General features: G+C 69.8%; 12 protein-coding genes. 6 read left to right on the top strand and 6 right to left on the bottom strand.

Going from position 1 to position 17,906, the window contains the following annotated elements; genetic code table 11:
- Positions 1–18: 18 nt before the first annotated feature.
- Complete coding sequence (locus tag LTA6_RS18585) at positions 19–1,542, bottom strand: DEAD/DEAH box helicase (RefSeq protein ID WP_341975346.1); 1,524 nt, start codon at positions 1,540–1,542, stop codon at positions 19–21.
- A 176-nt stretch (positions 1,543–1,718) separates the two neighbouring features.
- Here LTA6_RS18585 and LTA6_RS18580 point away from each other — a divergent pair, with 176 nt between their 5' ends.
- Positions 1,719–2,429 carry a ferritin-like fold-containing protein gene (locus LTA6_RS18580; RefSeq protein WP_341975345.1) on the top strand — a complete coding sequence of 237 codons (711 nt, stop codon included), beginning with the start codon at positions 1,719–1,721 and terminating at the stop codon, positions 2,427–2,429.
- Here LTA6_RS18580 and LTA6_RS18575 read toward each other — a convergent pair.
- Genes LTA6_RS18575 through LTA6_RS18565 form a run of 3 tightly spaced genes read right to left on the bottom strand, consistent with a single transcriptional unit; the run spans position 2,426 to position 3,502 of the window.
- Complete coding sequence (locus tag LTA6_RS18575; RefSeq protein ID WP_341975344.1) at positions 2,426–2,950, bottom strand: hypothetical protein; 525 nt, start codon at positions 2,948–2,950, stop codon at positions 2,426–2,428. The two genes, LTA6_RS18580 and LTA6_RS18575, sit on opposite strands and share 4 nt — an antisense overlap.
- A 32-nt stretch (positions 2,951–2,982) precedes the next feature.
- Positions 2,983–3,270: a hypothetical protein gene (locus LTA6_RS18570; RefSeq protein WP_341975343.1), complete on the bottom strand. Its 288-nt coding sequence runs from the start codon at positions 3,268–3,270 to the stop codon at positions 2,983–2,985.
- Positions 3,271–3,277: 7 nt separating this feature from the next.
- A complete protein-coding gene (locus tag LTA6_RS18565; protein WP_341975342.1) occupies positions 3,278–3,502 on the bottom strand; it encodes a DUF3107 domain-containing protein in 225 nt (74 codons plus the stop codon).
- Positions 3,503–3,669: 167 nt separating this feature from the next.
- On the opposite strand from LTA6_RS18565, the gene LTA6_RS18560 reads away from it, so the two are divergent.
- Positions 3,670–6,891 (top strand): ATP-dependent DNA helicase, encoded by a 3,222-nt coding sequence (locus tag LTA6_RS18560; RefSeq protein WP_341975341.1) that lies wholly within the window; start codon positions 3,670–3,672, stop codon positions 6,889–6,891.
- Positions 6,888–10,346, top strand: a complete 3,459-nt coding sequence (locus tag LTA6_RS18555) for an ATP-dependent DNA helicase (protein ID WP_341975340.1) — start codon at positions 6,888–6,890, stop codon at positions 10,344–10,346. The genes LTA6_RS18560 and LTA6_RS18555 overlap by 4 nt, the downstream gene beginning before the upstream one ends.
- Here LTA6_RS18555 and LTA6_RS18550 read toward each other — a convergent pair.
- Positions 10,292–11,641 carry a hypothetical protein gene (locus tag LTA6_RS18550; protein WP_341975339.1) on the bottom strand — a complete coding sequence of 450 codons (1,350 nt, stop codon included), beginning with the start codon at positions 11,639–11,641 and terminating at the stop codon, positions 10,292–10,294. The genes LTA6_RS18555 and LTA6_RS18550 overlap by 55 nt on opposite strands.
- A gap of 64 nt (positions 11,642–11,705) precedes the next feature.
- On the opposite strand from LTA6_RS18550, the gene nudC reads away from it, so the two are divergent.
- Together nudC and LTA6_RS18540 are read left to right on the top strand one after the other, a co-directional pair.
- Positions 11,706–12,665 (top strand): NAD(+) diphosphatase, encoded by a 960-nt coding sequence (nudC, locus tag LTA6_RS18545; RefSeq protein WP_407358378.1) that lies wholly within the window; start codon positions 11,706–11,708, stop codon positions 12,663–12,665.
- On the top strand, positions 12,662–14,404 hold the full coding sequence (locus LTA6_RS18540; RefSeq protein WP_341975337.1) for an ATP-dependent helicase: 1,743 nt from the start codon (positions 12,662–12,664) through the stop codon (positions 14,402–14,404). The genes nudC and LTA6_RS18540 overlap by 4 nt, the downstream gene beginning before the upstream one ends.
- A gap of 808 nt (positions 14,405–15,212) precedes the next feature.
- On the opposite strand, the gene LTA6_RS18535 is transcribed toward LTA6_RS18540, so the two are convergent.
- The gene (locus LTA6_RS18535; RefSeq protein WP_341975336.1) at positions 15,213–16,655 is read right to left on the bottom strand and encodes a zinc-dependent metalloprotease; all 1,443 of its coding nucleotides are present in this window, start codon (positions 16,653–16,655) and stop codon (positions 15,213–15,215) included.
- A gap of 118 nt (positions 16,656–16,773) precedes the next feature.
- Here LTA6_RS18535 and LTA6_RS18530 point away from each other — a divergent pair, with 118 nt between their 5' ends.
- Positions 16,774–17,859 carry a S16 family serine protease gene (locus LTA6_RS18530; protein ID WP_341975335.1) on the top strand — a complete coding sequence of 362 codons (1,086 nt, stop codon included), beginning with the start codon at positions 16,774–16,776 and terminating at the stop codon, positions 17,857–17,859.
- Positions 17,860–17,906 lie beyond the last annotated feature (47 nt).

The raw sequence follows: 17,906 nt of genomic DNA, 5'->3' as shown, positions 1-17,906 counted from the left end.
CCCCTCAGGTCATGTCGTTCAGGCGCCGGTCGGCGCTCCGGCACCAGTGCCGCCGCGGCGACGGCGACGGCGGCGAGCGGGAGCCGGCTTGCCGTCGTGGTGTTCCTTGCCTGCACCGTCGTGGGTGCCGGCGCCGGGCTCAGCGGCCTCATGCGCGGCGACGCCTGCGTCATCGGAAGAGCTCGCGGACGAGCCTGATTCCGTGCCCTCGGCGAAGGTGGATCCGACCTTCTCGGCACCGCCGCGACGGCGACGGCGACGGCGCGTCCCGCCCTCGTCGGTGCCCTGCTCGGCGGCATCCACTGCGCGCTCCGGTCGCGGGGTGCGCTGCGTCTTCGGAGCCTCAGCCTTCGGTGCCGTCGTCAGCCGGCCCTTCGTCCCCGCGGGGATGTCGAGGTCTTCGAAGAGGTGCGGGCTCGACGAGTAGGTCTCGACAGGCTCAGGCTGGCCGAACTCGAGAGCGCGGTTGATGAGGGCCCACTTGTGCATGTCCTCCCAGTCGACGAAGGTGACCGCGATGCCGGTCTTGCCGGCGCGGCCGGTGCGACCGGCGCGGTGCAGGTACGTCTTGTCCTCGTCCGGGATGGTGTGGTTGATCACGTGCGTGACGTCATCGACATCGATGCCGCGCGCGGCGACGTCGGTGGCGACCAGCACGTCCCGCTTGCCGGCCTTGAAAGCGGCCATCGAGCGCTCGCGCTGCTCCTGGCCCATGTCGCCGTGGACACCGCCGACGTTGAAGCCGCGGTCGCCCAGCTCGTCGACCAGCCGCTGCGCCGCACGCTTAGTGCGGGTGAAGATCACGGTCTTGCCGCGGCCCTCTGCCTGCAGGATGCGACCGATGACCTCGTCCTTGTCCATCGAGTGCGCCCGGTACACGAGGTGCTTGATGTTCGCCTGCGTGAGACCCTCGTCGGGATCGGTCGCGCGGATGTGGATCGGGTTGCTCATGAACCGGCGGGCGAGTGCCACGATCGGGCCAGGCATGGTCGCCGAGAACAGCTGCGTGTGACGGACTGCCGGCACCTTCTGGAAGATCTTCTCGATGTCGGCGAGGAAGCCGAGGTCGAGCATCTTGTCGGCCTCGTCGAGCACGACCTGGGTTGCGTTCGACAGGTCGAGCAGACGCTGACCGGCGAGGTCGATCAGACGACCGGGCGTGCCGACGACGATCTGCGCGCCGGCCTTCAGCTGGTCGATCTGTCCTTCGTAGGCCTTGCCGCCGTAGATTGCGACGACGCTGGTTGCGCGGTTGCTGGTGAGCAGGTCCATGTCTTCGTACACCTGCACCGCGAGTTCGCGGGTCGGCACGACGATGAGCGCCTTGACGCCGTGCGACGGGTTCAGGCCGAGGCGCTGCACGACCGGGATGCCGAAGCCGAAGGTCTTGCCGGTGCCCGTCTTGGCCTGGCCGATGATGTCCTGGCCGGGAAGGCCGAGGGGGATGGTCTGCTCCTGGATGGGGAACGCGTCGATGATGCCCTTGGAAGCGAGCGCTTCGACGATGTCCTGATCGACGCCGAGATCAGCGAAAGTAGTCAATTCTTCAGATGCCTGTCCGGCGAGCCTTGCAGAGCGCAGTGCTCGCCACGAAAACGGATCCACGCCGTCTCTTCTGCCACAGGCGCGGGGCCCCACTCCACTGGCGGGACGTGACCAGCCTACCCGAGGGGGTCGGAACACCGGGGATCAGCGGTGAGCTTGGGTAGTCTGGGCGCATGGTCGACTGGTTCTGGAAGCGCAAGGCTCCGCGGCGCACACTGACGCTTCGCAGTCGAGGCGATCAGGGTGATGCGACGAGGGTCGACTTCGCCGAACTCGCCCCTGAACTCAATCGCTTCCTCGGTCAGGCCGCGTACCTGCAGCTCGGCTACTTCGAGACGCTCACGCGACTGATCCGCGCCACCCCGGAGCTCTCCGAGAAGGAAGCGCTGTCGCGAGCGGCCGGCGCGGCCCTCAGCAAGCATCGTGCGATCGTCGATCTGATCGCATCTCGCGGCGACGATCCGACGCAGCTGATGCTGCCGTTCCGTGAGCACCTCGACGCGTTCCGCCGGAAGACGATCGGCGCGCGCCCGCGTGAGACCCTCCTGGCTGTCTACATCACCGCAGGAATGCTCGACGACTTCTACCTCGCGCTCGCCTCCAGCTATGGCGACACCGGTCGCCGGGTGGCCGACATCCTCCGGCAGGATGACGGCCGTCAGGAGATCGTGGCGATCATCCAGCTCACGATCGAGAGCGACGAGGAGTGGCGTTCGCTGCTCTCGATGTGGGCACGCCGACTCGTCGGCGACGCGCTGCTCGTGTGCCGCGCGGCCTTGCGTCCCGAACGCCTCGCGATGGACGAGGAACGCGTCGAGCCGGTCTACACCGAGCTCATGGGAGCGCACGCCCGTCGGATGGATGCGATGGGACTCGCGTCCTAGCGGATCTCCGCCGTCCGCGGAGTGGTCGCATCGGCGCGCTGCATCCGTTCCAGCTGCCTTGTCAGCCTCCACGCGATGATCAGCGGGATCGCACCGATCACGCCGAACGACATGTCGATCAGCTGCCAGCCGAGCGGAATTCCGCGGATGCCGCCGGCGATGAGCGCGAGCGGGATGATCCCGACGCAGGCGATCACCCCGAACTGCGTCACCCAGATGTTTCGCACCGGATCGATCAAGGGCCCCACGAACACCACGGCGAGCACGAGGTGCGCGAAGGCGAGCCAATCCGTGCCGTAGGCGATGAACGGGTAGCGGGTGTCGACGTCAGCCAGGGCATCCGCGACCCGATCGACCCAGGCGACGGCATCCGGGAACCAGCCCACGGCGGGGGAATCGTGCAGGACGTCGCTGGCGAATGCCAGTTCGACCCGGAGCGGGAACGCGGTGATCCCGCTGAGAACCAGCCCGATGATGAGGATCCAGATGCAGACGCGGATCCAGAACAGCGTGCGGGCCACGCTCGGCTCCGAATCGCTCGACGACATCGCGTTCAGATTCCCAGCGCGGCCTTCGTCTCGGCATCCGTGCGACGACGGATCGCGACGATCGCGAGGGTCGCGATGACGGCGATCAGAACCGAGCCGATGATGCTCGCGAGCCACAGCCAGATGCTGTCCTGGCCGACGCCCGCCCACTGCATGGCCGTGTAGATGACCCCGGCCGCCACGGTCGCGATCGCCGGGGTGAGGGCGACGCCGCGCAATTCACGGCCACTGACCAGGAAATGCGCACCGATGCCGAGCGCGCACGCGGCGACGAGTGCGAGAAGGATGTACATCGTGGGGTCAGGCGACGAAGCCGACGCGGCGTGATTCCTCGGTGCCCAGTTCGATGTAGGCGAGGTTCGCGGTCGGGACCAGGTAGGAGTTGCCCTTCACATCGGCGAAGTTCATGTGCGTCGTACCCTGCTCGAGAGCAGTGGCGACCTGGGTGCGGACCTCGTCGGCGGAGGCTCCGGTGTCGAAGCTCAGCTCGCGGCCGGTGTTGATGATGCCGATGCGGATTTCCACGCGTGCTCCTCGCGATTCAGTGACGACGTTCTCGTCGGGGACTGCGCCCAACTCTACCCCGGTGGTGCCGGCGCGGATCGGTCGTCGCTGCTGGTTTCGCCCTGAGCGCACAGGGCGACGGGCCGCGGCGGGGAGTGATGTCCGCGCACCCCGCTAGCGTGGAGAACATGACCCCGGATGCTGCGCAGCGAGCCGTCGTCGGCGCCCCTGCGACCGCATCCGGCGTGATCATCGGAGCACCGGGAACGGGAAAGACGCGCACTCTCACCGACCGTGTCGTGCATCTGCTCGGCTCCGGAATCCGGCCTGCCGAGGTGCTGGTGCTGACGCCCAACCGGAAGGCGGCGACGATGCTGCGCGATCGCATCGGCGTGCGCATCGACCAGGCGACTCCCGGGCCGCTGGCCCGATCCCTCGGCTCCTTCGCCTTCCAGCTGGTGCGCGGTGCGATGGTGCAGCAGGGCGACGAACCTCCGGCGCTGCTCACCGGGGCCGATCAGGACCGCATCATCGCCGAGCTCCTCGCCGGTCACGAGAGTGATGAAGAGGATGGTGTCGAGCGCTGGCCGGCACAGCTCAGCGCCATGGTCCGCTCCTCGAAGGACTTCCGTTCGGAGCTGCGCGCGTTCATCGCCGAGTGCGCCGAGCTCGGGGTGTCGCCGGCAGAGCTGCGGGCATCCGACCGCGTCGCCTGGCGCGCCGTCGCGGCCTTCCTCATCGAGTACCGCGGCGTGCTCGACCAGTTCCGCTCCGCGCATCGTGATGCCGCTGATCTGCTCAGCGAGGCCGCCGTTCTGCTGCGCACGGCCGACACGGCGTCGCTCGGAGCCCTTGGTGAACTGCGGGCGGTGCTCATCGACGACGCCCAGGAGCTCACCTCCGGCGGCATCGCGATCGTGCAGGCCCTGCGCGATCGCGGGATCGCGGTGCTCGCCTTCGGAGATCCCGACATCTCGTCCGGTGCGTTCCGCGGCGCGAGCCCCGAGCTGTTCGCCCGACTGGCCGCCGTGCTCGGCGACGTGTTCGTCCTCGACGAGCCGCACCGGCAGACACCCGCTCTCACCGATCTGACCCGCCGGGTGACCCAGGCGATCGGAGTCGCCGGCCGGGTCGAGCACCGGCGAGCCCCGGCGCCGCGCGACGAGCAGGCGCAGGACGCCGGCATCACGACCTTCCTCGCCCCGTCGCCCCACGAGGAGATCGACCGCATCGCGGCCGTCCTGCGTGAGTGGCACCTCGAGCAGGGCATCGCGTGGGACCGGATGGCGGTGCTGGCGCACGACACCCGGCAGGTGGTGAACTTTGACGTCGAGCTGGCTGCGCGAGAGGTGCCGACTCGCTCCGCGGGTGTGCAGCGACCGCTGGGCAGCGAGCAGGTCGTGCGTGACATCCTCGGCATCGTCCGCCTCGCCATGACGCCGGTGGCCGAGCGCGAGGCGGATGCTCTGGCCGAGGCGCTGCGCACGCCCTTCGGCGGCCTCGACGGCGTCGGACTCCGCAGGCTCCGGGCCGGTCTCCGGCATCGTGAGCTGGAGAACGGGGGCTCGGCACCCGCACGCGAGCTGCTCCGCGTGGCGCTGGCCGAGCCGGCGACTCTTGACCTGCTCGACACGCCTGAGGCACGGACGGCAGCGCGATTCGGCTCGCTGCTGCAGAAGGTCTCCGACGCGGCAGCGACGGGGGAGACCATCCACGAGCTGCTCTGGCGGGTGTGGGATGCGGCCAGAGCTCCGAGCGGGCGTCGTCTCGACGAGGCCTGGCGCGAGGCGTCGGAGGCGCCGGGAGGCGCAGAGGCCGGACGTCGACTCGATGCGCTCGTTGCCCTGTTCGACGCCGCCAAGCGCTCGGTGGAGCGCGTGCAGGAGGGGGGACCGGCTCGCTTCATCTCCGACATCATCGACAGCGAGGTGCCCGAAGACACCCTCTCGTCCCCTGAGCGTCCGGGAACGGTGACGTTGCTGACCCCCGCAACGGCTCTCGGCACCGAGTTCGACGCCGTCGTCATCGCGGGGGTCCAGGACGGCGTCTGGCCCAATGTCCGGCTGCGCGGCGGGATGCTCGACACCTGGCGCCTCGCCGACACGATCACGGCGGCGCGGAACGGCCATCCGCTGGACGAGCCGGACACCCAGGGCCGCCGCCGCACGGTGCTGCACGACGAGCTGCGCCTGTTCGTTCGCGCACTGTCCAGGGCCCGCCGGCTGCTGCTCGTCACCGCCGTCGACGACGACGATTCGTCGCCGAGCGCCCTGTTCGGCTTCCTTCCGGAACCGCGCCCCGACGCCGGTGATCGCCTGGCACATCCGCTCACGCTGCGTGGCCTCGTCGCGCGGCACCGTCGCACGCTCACCAGTTCCGATGACGCGCATGCCCGTGCCGAGGCCGCCGGTCAACTGCGATTGCTCGCCGAGGCGGGCGTGCCCGGTGCCGACCCGTCCACCTGGTACGGGATGCGCGAGCCGTCCAGTACCGCGCCGCTGCGCGATCTCGACAACGCCGGTGTCCGCGTCTCCCCGTCGCGCCTCGAGGCCTTCGAGGAGTGCGGCCTCGGCTGGGTTGTGTCAGCGCTCGGCGGCGACACGGTGGTGGCGCCCTCGGCGGGAATCGGTACGATCCTGCACGCCGCGATGGAGCGCGTCCCCGAGGGCGGGATCGAGCAGCTGCGCGAGATCGTCGCCGAGCGATGGCCCGAGCTCGACTTCGAGACCGCCTGGATCGGGCGCAAGGAACGGCGCCGAGCCGACCTCTACGTCGACCGGATGCAGGCGTACCTGAGCGAGGTGTCCCGTGACGGCGGGCGTGTCGTCGGATCGGAGGCGGAGTTCCGCTTCGCCGTCGGGCTGTCCGACGACCTCGACGAGGTCACGGTTGAGCCTGTGGAGGGCACGGCTCCCGCGGGGCGGGCGCTGGTGAGCGGCGTGATCGACCGCGTCGAGGTCTACGCCTCGGGCGCCGGCGAGCACCGACCTGCGCGCGGCCAACGCTGGACCGAGATGGCGCAGGGCGCCGGAGGCGAGCGCGTCGTCGTGGTCGACCTGAAGAGCGGGAAGTACGAGCCGGACACCGAGTCGGCGGTGCTCGAGCACGCGCAGCTCGCCGCCTACCAGGTGGCGGTGCAGGAGGGGCTGGTCGACGGCGCGAACGCCGACGCCCTGGTCGGGGCGCGTCTGGTGATCGTGTCGAAGACAGTCGGGAAGAGCGATTATCGGGTGGCGCATCAGCACACGCTCGGCGACGAGCAGCGCACGGCTTTCCTGCACCGGGTCGCGGACGCAGGCAGAGGGATGGCGGCGAGCAGCTTCACCGCCCAGGTGCAGGCGCACTGCGAGGATACGCAGGTGTACGTCAAACCGTGCCGCATCCACACCGTCGAGGCGGTGAGCTCGTGACGGCATGGACGGGCGAACTGGCGCTCACGGCCATCGACATCGCCGCCGCTCTCGGCCAGCCGCCGCCCACGGCCGCACAGCAGCGCGTCATCGAGGCGCCGCCCGGACCTGCCCTGGTGGTCGCCGGTGCCGGATCGGGCAAGACGGAGACGATGTCGGGGCGGGTGGTCTGGCTCGTCGCGAACGGCCATGTCCGCCGCGACGAGGTCCTCGGGCTGACCTTCACCCGCAAAGCGGCCGGTGAGCTCGCCGAGCGCATCGGTGCGCGGCTCGCGCTGGTCGACGAGTACGGGCGACGCGGTCTGCTTCCGCACCTCACCGAGATCGTGCGCAGCGGGGCGCTGGAGCGGGTCGAAGCGGCATCCGCCGGTCGTCAGCGCGAGCTGGTGCGCTCGACGGTGCTCGACGAGCTCTCCCTGCGCTTCGGTACTGGCTGGGACCCGTCGGCTCCGCGCCCGGCGGAGGAGATCATGATCCGTCCGAGGGTGTCGACTTACAACGCGTTCGCCGACTCGCTGGTGCGCGAGCACGCGGCGCGGATCGGCCGCGACCCGGATGCCGCGATGCTCAGCCAGTCTGCGTCGTGGCTTCTCGCCCGCACCGTCGTGCATCGCTCGCAGGATCCCGACCTCGAGGAGATCGAGCGATCGCCGTCGGGAGTGATCGATGCGGTGCAGCGTCTCGCCGGCGACGCCCTCGATCATCGAGCCCCCATCGCGGACATCGAGAGGATCGCCAGCGCGCAGGCGGAGGCTTTCGGGCCGTACCGGGAACGCGCGATCGTGGAGACGGCGGCGTCGAACCTCGAGAACGTGCCGGTCCTCACCCGGCTCGTCTCCGAGTACGTCGCCGAGAAGTCCCGTCGTGGCGTGCTCGACTTCGCCGACCAGGTCAGCGGCGCCTTCGACATCGTGGAGGGCTCGGCCGATGTGCGCGAGGCACTGCGGGAGCAGTACCGGGTGGTGCTGCTCGACGAGTACCAGGACACCTCCGTCATCCAGACCCGGTTCCTCGCTGCGCTGTTCCACGACACCGCGGTGATGGCCGTCGGCGACCCGCACCAGTCGATCTACGGATGGCGCGGCGCGAGTGCCGACAACCTCTACGCGTTCGGCCGCGAGTTCGCCCGTACGCAACCGGCGGCGAACTACAGCCTGATGACGAGCTGGCGCAACGACCGCACCATCCTCGATGTCGCCAACCGCGTGCTGCTCTCGCTGCAGCGCGCCGAGCTCAGTGTGCCCGAGCTGGAGCCACGGCCGGGAGCGGGCGAGGGCGCTGTCGACGTGCGATTCGCGCTCACCGTCGAGGATGAGGCCGACGACGTCGCTGCGTGGTTCGCCGATCGTCGTGACATGGCGGCGGGAGCATCGAGCGGCGCCGTCCTTTTCCGGTCAAAGAAGCACATGCAGACCTTCGCCTCGGCCCTCGGGCGTAGGGGCATCCCGCATCGCATCCTGGGATTGGGCGGGTTGCTGTCGACTCCCGAGGTCGTCGACGTCGTCTCTGCGCTGCGGGTGATCCACGATCCGACGGCCGGATCCGCGCTGATCCGCCTGCTCGTCGGCCCTCGCTTCGCGGTCGGCGTCGCCGATATGGCTGCGCTGTACGACCTCGCGATGACCCTCGCCAAACGAGATGGATCGCTCACCCCGCTCCCGGACGAGGTACAGGCGCGGCTGCGCTCCTCGCAGGGAGCGGACGAAGCTGTTTCGATCGTCGACGCTGTCGACTTCGTGCGCGGCATCGACGACGGCTACCGGATGCTCGAGGCGATCACCCCGACGGGGCGTGCGCGTCTGCGCGAGGCCGGCGAGATGCTCGAGCGGTTGCGCCGTGCCTCCACGCAGCCCATCCCCGAGCTGATCCGCCTGATCGAGACCGAGTTGCGGCTCGACATCGAACTCGCGACGAACGAGACCAGGGGCCCGGCGCGTACGGCGTCGACACAGCTGCGCGCGTTCACGGACGAGGTGCGCGCCTTCCTCACGGCCGACGAACGCGGAACGATCGGGAACCTGCTCGCGTGGCTCGACAAGGCCGAGCGCACCGACGAGCTGATGCCGCGGACGGAGCCGCCGGAGCCAGGGGTCGTGCAGTTGCTCACCATCCACGGGTCGAAGGGGCTGGAGTGGGACGCCGTGGCCGTGGTGCGCCTGGTCGACGATGAGCTGCCAGGCACACCGAAGGAGACCGCCGGCTGGTTCGGATTCGGGATGCTTCCGTTCGCGCTCCGCGGCGATCGCACGGCCCTGCCTGTGTTCTCCTGGGATCCGGTCGCGGAGATGGCTGCGGCCGGCGACGATCCGAAGAAGCGCCACAAGGCCGCTCTGGATGCCCTGGGCAGCGGCCGGACCAAGGCCTACCCTGCCGGAGGCGCGCTGGAGCGGTTCAAGTCCGAGTACCGCGACTACCAGCAGCAGGAGGAGCGACGGCTGGCCTACGTGGCCTTCACCAGAGCCCGTACCCACCTGCTGCTCAGCGGTGCGCATTGGGCAGGGCAGAAGAAGCCGCGCACGCCCAGTCCGTACCTCCTGGAGGCGATCGAGATCCTCGGTCTCGACGCCATCGACGGCGTCGACCCGGATGAGAACCCTTATGAGGGCGCATCGCGCACCGCCGCGTGGCCCCGTGACCCGCTCGGCGGACGCCGAGGCGTCGTTTCGCGTGCGGCCGAGGAGGTGCGTGCCGCGATGACGTCCACCGCAGCGCCGCAGGCGACACGGGAACTCGAGCGGCTCCTCGCGGAGCGCGCCGAGCGCCAGCGCGGCGCGATCGCCCACGTACCGACCAGGGTTCCGGCGTCGCGATTCAAGGACTACATCGGCGACTTCGCCGGGACCGCCCGCACGATCGCCCGCCCGATGCCGGAGCGCCCGTACACGCAGACCCGGATCGGAACACTGTTCCACTCCTGGGTGGAGCACCGCTCCGGTCTGGTCGGCGCCGATTCCTCGCTCGATGACGGACTGTGGGAGATCGACGACGACGAGGCCCGGCTCGACGACGTCGCCAGGGCCGACGAAGCGGCCCTGGCCCGATTGCGCGACACCTTCGAACGCAGCGAGTGGGGTGCGCTCAAGCCGATCGCCGTCGAGATCGAGATCGACTTCGCCCTCGGAGCGGGAGTGTCGTCGGGCGCTGACTCCGACGAGTCAGGGCACATCGTCATCTGCAAGCTCGACGCCGTCTATCGGCGGGACGACCGTGGAGGTCGAATCGAGATCGTTGACTGGAAGACGGGTAAGGCACCGCGCACCGCCGAGGAACGCGAGGAGCGGATGCTCCAGCTCGCCCTCTATCGCCTGGCTTACCACCGCCGATTCGGTGTGCCGCTGGGGGAGATCGACGTCGCGCTGTACTACGTGGCCGACGACCTCGTCATCCGAGGAGAGCGGATCTACTCGGAGGCGGAACTCTTCCAGCGCTGGAGTGCCGCCCGCGCTGCGCGTTGAGCCTCGTCTGAGTCTCCCGCCGCAGCCCTGCGGTCATCGTCGACCTCCTGATCGGACGCATTCGCCGTCTGCTCGACGTCTTCCAGCGGAAAGAGCCCCGACTCGACGATGCCGGAAAGATCTTCGGTCTCCACGTTCGTCATCGCGGCGCGGCGGTCCACCGATGCATCGGGCTCGTCATCGCGGGCGTGCGACGCCCGGTCGAGCGAGGGGACGGATGCCGTTGCATCCGCGTCGTGCCACAGGTCGTCGGGATTGTAGGCATCGGTCTGCATGGAGGTGTCGACCGCGACAGCAGCCGAGGCCGGCACGCGATCCAGCGCGTCGAGGGCCGAGTCGACGCCCTCGCTCCGCGCGGCGATCACATTCCTGTCGTCGTCACGAAGCCCGGCGGCGAGAGCCTCCAGGAGAGCAGCCGCATCGTCGACGATGTCTGTGCGGCGCAGCGAGTCCCCATGCACCAACCACCGTGCGAATTCCAGTTCGGCGAGCAGCCGAGCACGCACCTCTAGTGCCGCATCCGGCACTCGCCCCGCCGCCCGCGCATACGAGGCATGGACATCGGGCGCCGCATCCGGTGCGGCCGACAGCCAGGCGAGATCGACGGCAGGGTCGCCGACCGACAGGCCGTGCCAGCCGACCAGGCCGATGACCTGCGGTCCGAGTTCCGGGTCGTCATCGAACAGGAAGGAGGTCGCCTGCACGCCGCCCAGCACGACCGTGGCCTCGAACCGCCAGAGATCGTCATCGGCGACGGCCTCACGCCAGCGCACGGTGAGCCGCGCGGGAACCCGGCCGGTCGCGGCCGCGGTGTCCACCAGCCGACGCACCTCGTCGCGGCCCTCCTCGGCGGAACGCGTGGAGAGACCGGCGCCGCGGACGACGGAGATCGGCATCCCGTGCGCCGCGGCGATCGCGGCGCCCATCGATTCGGCAGCCCCTGGTCCCGCCGGGACCAGGGGTGCCTCGATCTGGAAGCCCGGAAGCAGTTCGGTGACGAGCGCCCGGCCATCGCCGAGGCGCGTCTCGCCGATGTACTCCGGCGCGCGGAAGGGCAGCATGGCGCGTGCGCCCGCGGTGAGCGCGCGCAAGGCCAGCGCTTCGGCGGCGAGTTCGCGCGCCGTTTCATCGTCGTCCGCCACGCGGATCGCGAGTTCGCGGCGGTCGGCGAGGGTGACGACGGCCGAGTCGAAACGGGCGTCGCCGTCGGCGGTCAGCGGGCGCGCGCCCGTCACGTCCGCCCCGGGCAACGCGGCCGTCACCGCCGCGGCTAGAGTGAAAGGAGAGCGTGCCATGCCCCCAGGGTAGGTCGGTGCAGGGGCGGTCCCGCCCTCGCCACGCCCGTGAGAGAGGGAGTCGATGACCATCAAGCGTCCAACTCTCGACCGCGCGGCCGAACTCCGCACCGAGGTGGGCGTCGTCGATCGCCTCCGCGAGGATGCGACAACGCGAGTCGTCATGGTGCGCAACGGCCGGGTTCGAGTGGACCTGGCGGCTGTTCCGGACGAGCCCCGCACGCCGGTCGGGGAGAGAGACGAAACGCATCGAACCGGCATCGACACCCCGGCGATCGCGCTCGTCCTGGTCACGCCGACGGAAGTCGGCGACGCCACGTGGGCCGTGCTCGGGCGCGATGCTGCGGGCGCCGCGATCCTGCTCGCGGCGGTCGCAGACGCCGCTGAGGCCATCGACGCCGCTCCCGAAGAGACGTGGTTGGGGCTCCGCGACGTCGGAGCACGCCTCGGTGCGCTCGATGCCGAGCTTCTCGTCGAAGCGATCGCGCTCGCCGGTTGGCTGCGCGATGCGCCGTTCTGCGCCGTGTGCGGTGGCGGCACGGAAGTGCGCCAGGCCGGTTGGTCGCGGCGCTGCCTCTCCTGCGGTCGTGAACATTTCCCGCGCACCGATCCGGCGGTCATCGTCGCCGTGGAGAGCGTCGACGGTCAACGGCTGCTGCTCGGAGCGAACGCGAACTGGGGAGGCCGGATGTACTCCTGCTTCGCCGGTTTCGCCGAGGCCGGCGAATCCCTGGAGCAGGTCGTGCACCGGGAGATCGAAGAAGAGGCAGGCGTGCGCCTCACCGCGATCCGCTACATCTCATCGCAACCGTGGCCGTACCCGCGCTCGCTGATGATCGGCTTCCGCGCGGTCGTCGAGGACGAGTCCGCGGCCCGCGCAGACGGCGAAGAGATCATCGACGTCCGCTGGTTCACGCGTGCCGAGATCGGCACCGCTCTCGACGGCGAAGGGCCCGTCGGTCTTCCCGGTTCCGCCTCGATCGCCAGGGCGCTGATCCGCGACTGGTACGAGGATCGAGCATGAGCGCACCGGACACCGTCGGGGGAGCGTTGGCGGCTCTCGACGACCGCCAGCGCGAGGCCGCCTCCGTGCTGCGCGGGCCCGTCGCCGTGCTCGCCGGTGCCGGAACAGGCAAGACCCGCGTGATCACGCACCGGATCGCGCACGGCGTCGACACCGGTACCTACTCGCCCTCCCGGGTGATGGCCGTCACATTCACGGCGAAGGCCGCCGGAGAGTTGCGCGGCAGGTTGCGCGCTCTCGGGGTCGAAGGGGTCGCCGCCCGCACGTTCCACGCCGCAGCGCTCGCACAGCTGAACTTCTTCTGGCCGACGCTGGCGGGCTCGCCCGCACCCTCGATCATCGACAACAAGGTGCGTCTGCTCGGACAGGCGGCCGACGGTCTTCGGATGAGGCCGAACACCGCCACCCTCAGGGATATCGCCTCCGCGATCGAGTGGCGCAAGGTCTCGATGCTGTCCATCGACCAGCACGCGGCTCTCGGCCGCACGGTGAACGGCGTGGACGCCACGCAGCTGTCCGAACTGCAGCGCGCATACGAGGCGTTGAAGGATGAGCGACGTCAGCTCGACTTCGAGGATGTGCTCCTGGCGTGCGCGGGGATGCTGGAGGCGGAGCCGCGGGTCGCCGCATCCGTTCACGAGCAGTACCGCCACTTCACCGTCGACGAGTACCAGGACGTCTCGCCGCTGCAGAACCGGCTGCTCGAGCTGTGGCTGGGCGACCGACGCGACCTCTGCGTCGTCGGCGACGCGAGCCAGACGATCTACTCCTTCGCCGGTGCTGAACAGCGCTTCCTCCTGGAGTTCGAGCGTCGCTACCCCGATGCCACTGTGGTGCGCCTGGAGACCAACTACCGCTCCCAGCCACCGATCCTCACCGCGGCGAACGCGCTGATGCGAGGCCGGCCAGGAGCCTTGGAGCTTGTTCCGGCGCGCGATTCGTTCACCGCCGACACCCCGACGGTCACGGCCTACGACACTGAGACGGAGGAGGCCGCCGGTGTCGCCGCAGCCGTCACCGCACGCATCGCTGCGGGTGCATCGCCGGCCGACATCGCCGTGCTCTATCGGGCGCACGCCCAGTCCGCAGCCCTGCAGCAGGCGCTCGGGGCGGCGGGTATTCCGACCACCGTGCTCGGCGGAACCCGGTTCTTCGCCATGCCGGAGGTGCGGCAGGCCATTCTCGCGCTCCGTGGCGCCGCGGTCGCGCCGACTGAGCGGGATTTCCTCGGGAACGTGGAGAAAGTACTCCGCGAGCTCGGCCTGACCGAGGAGCCGCCCGAGGCCGGCGGTGCTCAGCGGGACGGCTGGGAGGCGCGGCGGGCGATTCTTCGGCTCGCGGAGGAAGCGGGCTCCGACGCCACGCTGCGCTCGTTCAGCGACGCGCTGATGGCGAGGGCGAAGGACCAGCACGAGCCGACCATGCGGACGGTGACGCTGTCGACGCTGCATGCCGCGAAGGGCCTGGAATGGCCGCACGTGCATCTGGCAGGGTGGGCCGAAGGCGCGTTGCCGATCTCGTACGCGACGACATTCGAGGCCGTGGACGAGGAACGTCGTCTCGCGTATGTCGGCGTCACGCGGGCTGCGCGAACGCTGTCCTTGTCGTGGTCGCGCGCGGCAGGACGAGGGGAGCGGGCACCGTCGCGCTTTCTCGCTGAGATGGGAACGACTGCTCGCGGCACCGGCATTCTGCGTGAAACGTCACCGAGCGCCACGCGCGGGCGCCGTCTGCAGTGATCTGAGCGATCGCTGATGCGTCGCTCTCCGGTGCCGACAGGATGCGGGCGGCGAGGGCAGCGGCCTCTGCCACGTGCACGACCGCGATGGGGCCGGAATGGCGAGCGATCAGCTGGGCATGGAGCCGAGGCCATGCCGGGTCGCGATCGCGCTCATGTCCGTCGCGGCAGGAGAGGCAGGGGGTGATCCCGGGGACGACGAGCGGGCCGACCGTGACACGTCCGGTTTCGAAGGCCACCGGGAGGTGCGGGATGTCCGCGCTGAGGTACGGGGCGAGCTGAAGGGCCGCCGCCGCGCCCTGCACGAGGATCACGCCGATGGCATCTGGATCCGTGCGTGCGCCCGAGGAGAGTCCCTCGTCGGCGAGAGCGTCCCGCATCCGGTACTCGCAACGCGCGTCTGTGATGTTGACACCCTCCACCCAGACCGCGGGCGGCGGAGGCGGGTCGTCGACGAGCAACGGCTGGAGACGTCGCAGCAGCATCCGCGCCTCATCGCGAGGCGCCCCGGACGCGTGAGCGATGACGTCGAAGCCTCGGCGCTGGAAGCCGGCGCACATCCGGACCAGCAGGGCCTCGACCCAGACGCCGACGACCTCGATGCGCACGCTTCCGTCGACGCCGAGCTGCAGCGTCTGCTCGTCGCGCCAGAGCAGGGGAGCGGACGGGTCGAGCCGGGTGATCGTCTTGGACGAGAGCGGAGACATGCCCCGATTCTCACGACTGCCGAGAGCGCGCGGGGCACTCGAAGGGCATCCGTGGACAACTTCCGGATATCTCCCGTTGGGGAGGAGAAGTGGATACTCCGCTCAGACCGGTCGGTCGCCCCCGGTGCCGTGTTCGTCTTCCGGTGCGTCCGCGTCGCCTTCCGGCGCATCCGAGTGCGGTCCGCTGTCCGAAACCGGCTCCGCTTCCGTTCCGCCGGTGAAGTCGTCGCCGTCCAGGAGGCGCGCGAGCGCTTCGTCGAACTCGTCGGCCACCGGCTCGTCGCCGCGGGCGATGGCCTGCAGGCGGGCCACCAGCGCGCTGGGATCGTCGATGTCCTCAGCCGTCGGCATGAGGTCGGGGTAGTCCCACAGCGCGTCGCGGGCGGCCGTTCCGACGGCATCCGTCACCGCCTGCCACATGGCGACGGCTTCGCGCATCCGTCGTGGGCGCAGCTTCAACCCGACCAGCGCGCCGAGGGCATCCTCGGCCGGCCCGCCGACAGCACGCCGGCGACGAGCAGCCTCGGCGAGGCGTGCGCCGTCGGGTAGCCGCGAGGTGGCCTGAGCAGTGACCACGTCGACCCATCCGTCGATCGTCGCGACGAGGTTCTCGAGCCTGGTCAGAGCCTCGCGCTGCGCCTCGGTCTGCGTCGGAAGAAGTGCGCCGCCCTCGATGGCGGCTCGCAGCTCCTCGGGGTTCGACGGGTCGAGTCGGCTTGCGACGTCCTCCAGGGCATCGACGTCGACGGTGACCCCGCGGGCGAAGTCGGTGATCTGGGCCATCACGTGCAGGTGCAGCCACTTGGCATGGCGATACAGACGGGCGTGGGCGAGTTCGCGCGTCGCGAGGTACAGCGCGATCTGGTCCTCGGGGATCTCGAGTCCTTCGCCGAACGCGGTGAGGTTCTGCGGGATCACCGCGGCGGTGCCGGCCGGCAGCACCGGAATGCCGACGTCGCCGCCGGAGACCACCTCGAGCGACAGGTTGCCGAGCACCTGGCCGAACTGGGCGGCGAACACCGAGCCGCCGAGTCCGCGCATGAGCTTGCCCGCCCCCTGCACGAGTCCGCGCATCTCCTCGGGGACCTGCGTGTCGAGCGCGCTGGTGAGGGCGTCGGCGATGCTCGTCGACACCGGGTCGGCGATCTCCTTCCACACCGGCAGGGTCGCCTCCACCCATTCGCCGCGGGTCATCGCCTTCGGTGCCTCGGCGAGCTCCGAGATCGTCGTCGCCTCGCTGAGCCACAGGTTCGCCAAGGTGAACGCGTCGACGAGCGAGCCGCGGGAGCCGTCGGTGATGCTCTGGCCGTCGCGGTTCGCGATGTGCAGCGCCTGCCGCAGCGCGTTCTCCCATGCGTCTCCGCCGAAGGCGCCCTGCAGCTGCGACATGATCGTCGACATCATCGCCGGGTCGAGCTGCAGGCCCTCCATGCCGGCGAGGGCGCCCTGCACCGCCTCCGGGTCGATGTCGCCGGCGCCCTGGCCGGACAGCATCCGTCGCAGGAACTCCTGGAAGTCTTCAGGGGTGGGATCGTTGTCTGCCATGTCGCTCGCCCTCTCAGCACGCCGATAGCCGTGGCATCTACGCTAGTTGCAGGTTTCTGCACGTGACCCCGAAGCGGGCAGATCGCTGTACGCCGCCCGCGAACGACGGAGGATCACTGTGGACAGATTCCGGTCTGCCAAGCCCGGACTGGGTGTCTGGGCGCTGATCGTCGCGCTCGTCGCGCTCGTCGTGCTGACCTTCCTGCCCACGCCGTACGTGATCCAGCGTCCCGGCCCCGTGTACGACACTCTCGGAACCGCCGCAGGCAAGGACGGCGAGCAGGTTCCGCTGATCCGGATCGAGGGCGTCGAGACCTTCAAGACCGCGGGAACCCTCGACCTCACGACGGTCCAGGTCATCGGCAATCGGGAGCGCACCCCCAGCTGGTTCGAATTGGCGCTGGCGTGGACCGACTCCTCGCGCGCTGTCGTGCCGCTGGACTCGGTGTTTCCCGAAGGGGTCAGCAGCGAGCAGCGCGACGAGCACAACGCGGTGCTGATGGTCGACTCCCAGCACGAGGCGACGGCCGCGGCCCTCGGGGAGCTGGGATACGACACCGGTGCGCGTGTGCATGTCGTCGAAACGATCGAGGGTGCCCCGGCGGACGGGCTGCTCGAGGCGGGTGACGTCATCACCGCCATCGGCGGCGAGTCGGTCTCCTCGGCGAAGGTGCTGCGGCAGGCGATTCAGGATGCCGAGGGCGACCCCGTCGAGCTCACAGTGCTCCGCGCCGGTGAAGAGCAGACGGTATCGCTCACGCCCGAGAAGCGCACCGAGGGCGATCAGACGACCTGGCTGATCGGGATCTCCCTGAAGACCGAGTACGACTTCCCGTTCGAGGTCGCGATCCAGCTCGACAACGTCGGGGGTCCGAGCGCCGGCATGATGTTCGCGCTCGGCATCATCGACACGCTGACCCCTGGCGAGCTCAACGGGGGAGCGGATATCGCCGGAACCGGCACCATCGAGGCCGATGGCACGGTGGGGCCGATCGGCGGCATCCGGCAGAAGCTGTACGGCGCGCGGGATGCCGGAGCCGAGTACTTCCTCGCACCAGAGGCGAACTGTGCAGACGTCATCGGCCACGTCCCGGACGGATTGCAGGTCATCCGCACCGCAACTCTCGATGAGTCCCTGGACGCGCTTGAGGTGATCGCAAGCGACGGCGATGTGGAATCGCTTCCCACCTGCGTCGCTCCGTGACCGCGCCGTGATCGGCTTGGGACCCCGCTCATAGCCAGGCGTGCCTA

It is taken from the genome of Microbacterium sp. LTA6, from assembly GCF_045690355.1.
Taxonomy (GTDB): domain Bacteria; phylum Actinomycetota; class Actinomycetes; order Actinomycetales; family Microbacteriaceae; genus Microbacterium.
This window is presented reverse-complemented; position numbering and strand designations above follow the sequence as displayed.

Coding starts and splice junctions, on each gene's coding strand:
- LTA6_RS18580 (WP_341975345.1), top strand. CDS start 1,719: ATGGTCGACTGGTTCTGGAAGCGCAAGGCTCCGCGGCGCACACTGACG.
- LTA6_RS18570 (WP_341975343.1), bottom strand. CDS start 3,270: ATGTACATCCTTCTCGCACTCGTCGCCGCGTGCGCGCTCGGCATCGGT.
- LTA6_RS18560 (WP_341975341.1), top strand. CDS start 3,670: ATGACCCCGGATGCTGCGCAGCGAGCCGTCGTCGGCGCCCCTGCGACC.
- LTA6_RS18550 (WP_341975339.1), bottom strand. CDS start 11,641: ATGGCACGCTCTCCTTTCACTCTAGCCGCGGCGGTGACGGCCGCGTTG.
- nudC (WP_407358378.1), top strand. CDS start 11,706: ATGACCATCAAGCGTCCAACTCTCGACCGCGCGGCCGAACTCCGCACC.
- LTA6_RS18540 (WP_341975337.1), top strand. CDS start 12,662: ATGAGCGCACCGGACACCGTCGGGGGAGCGTTGGCGGCTCTCGACGAC.
- LTA6_RS18535 (WP_341975336.1), bottom strand. CDS start 16,655: ATGGCAGACAACGATCCCACCCCTGAAGACTTCCAGGAGTTCCTGCGA.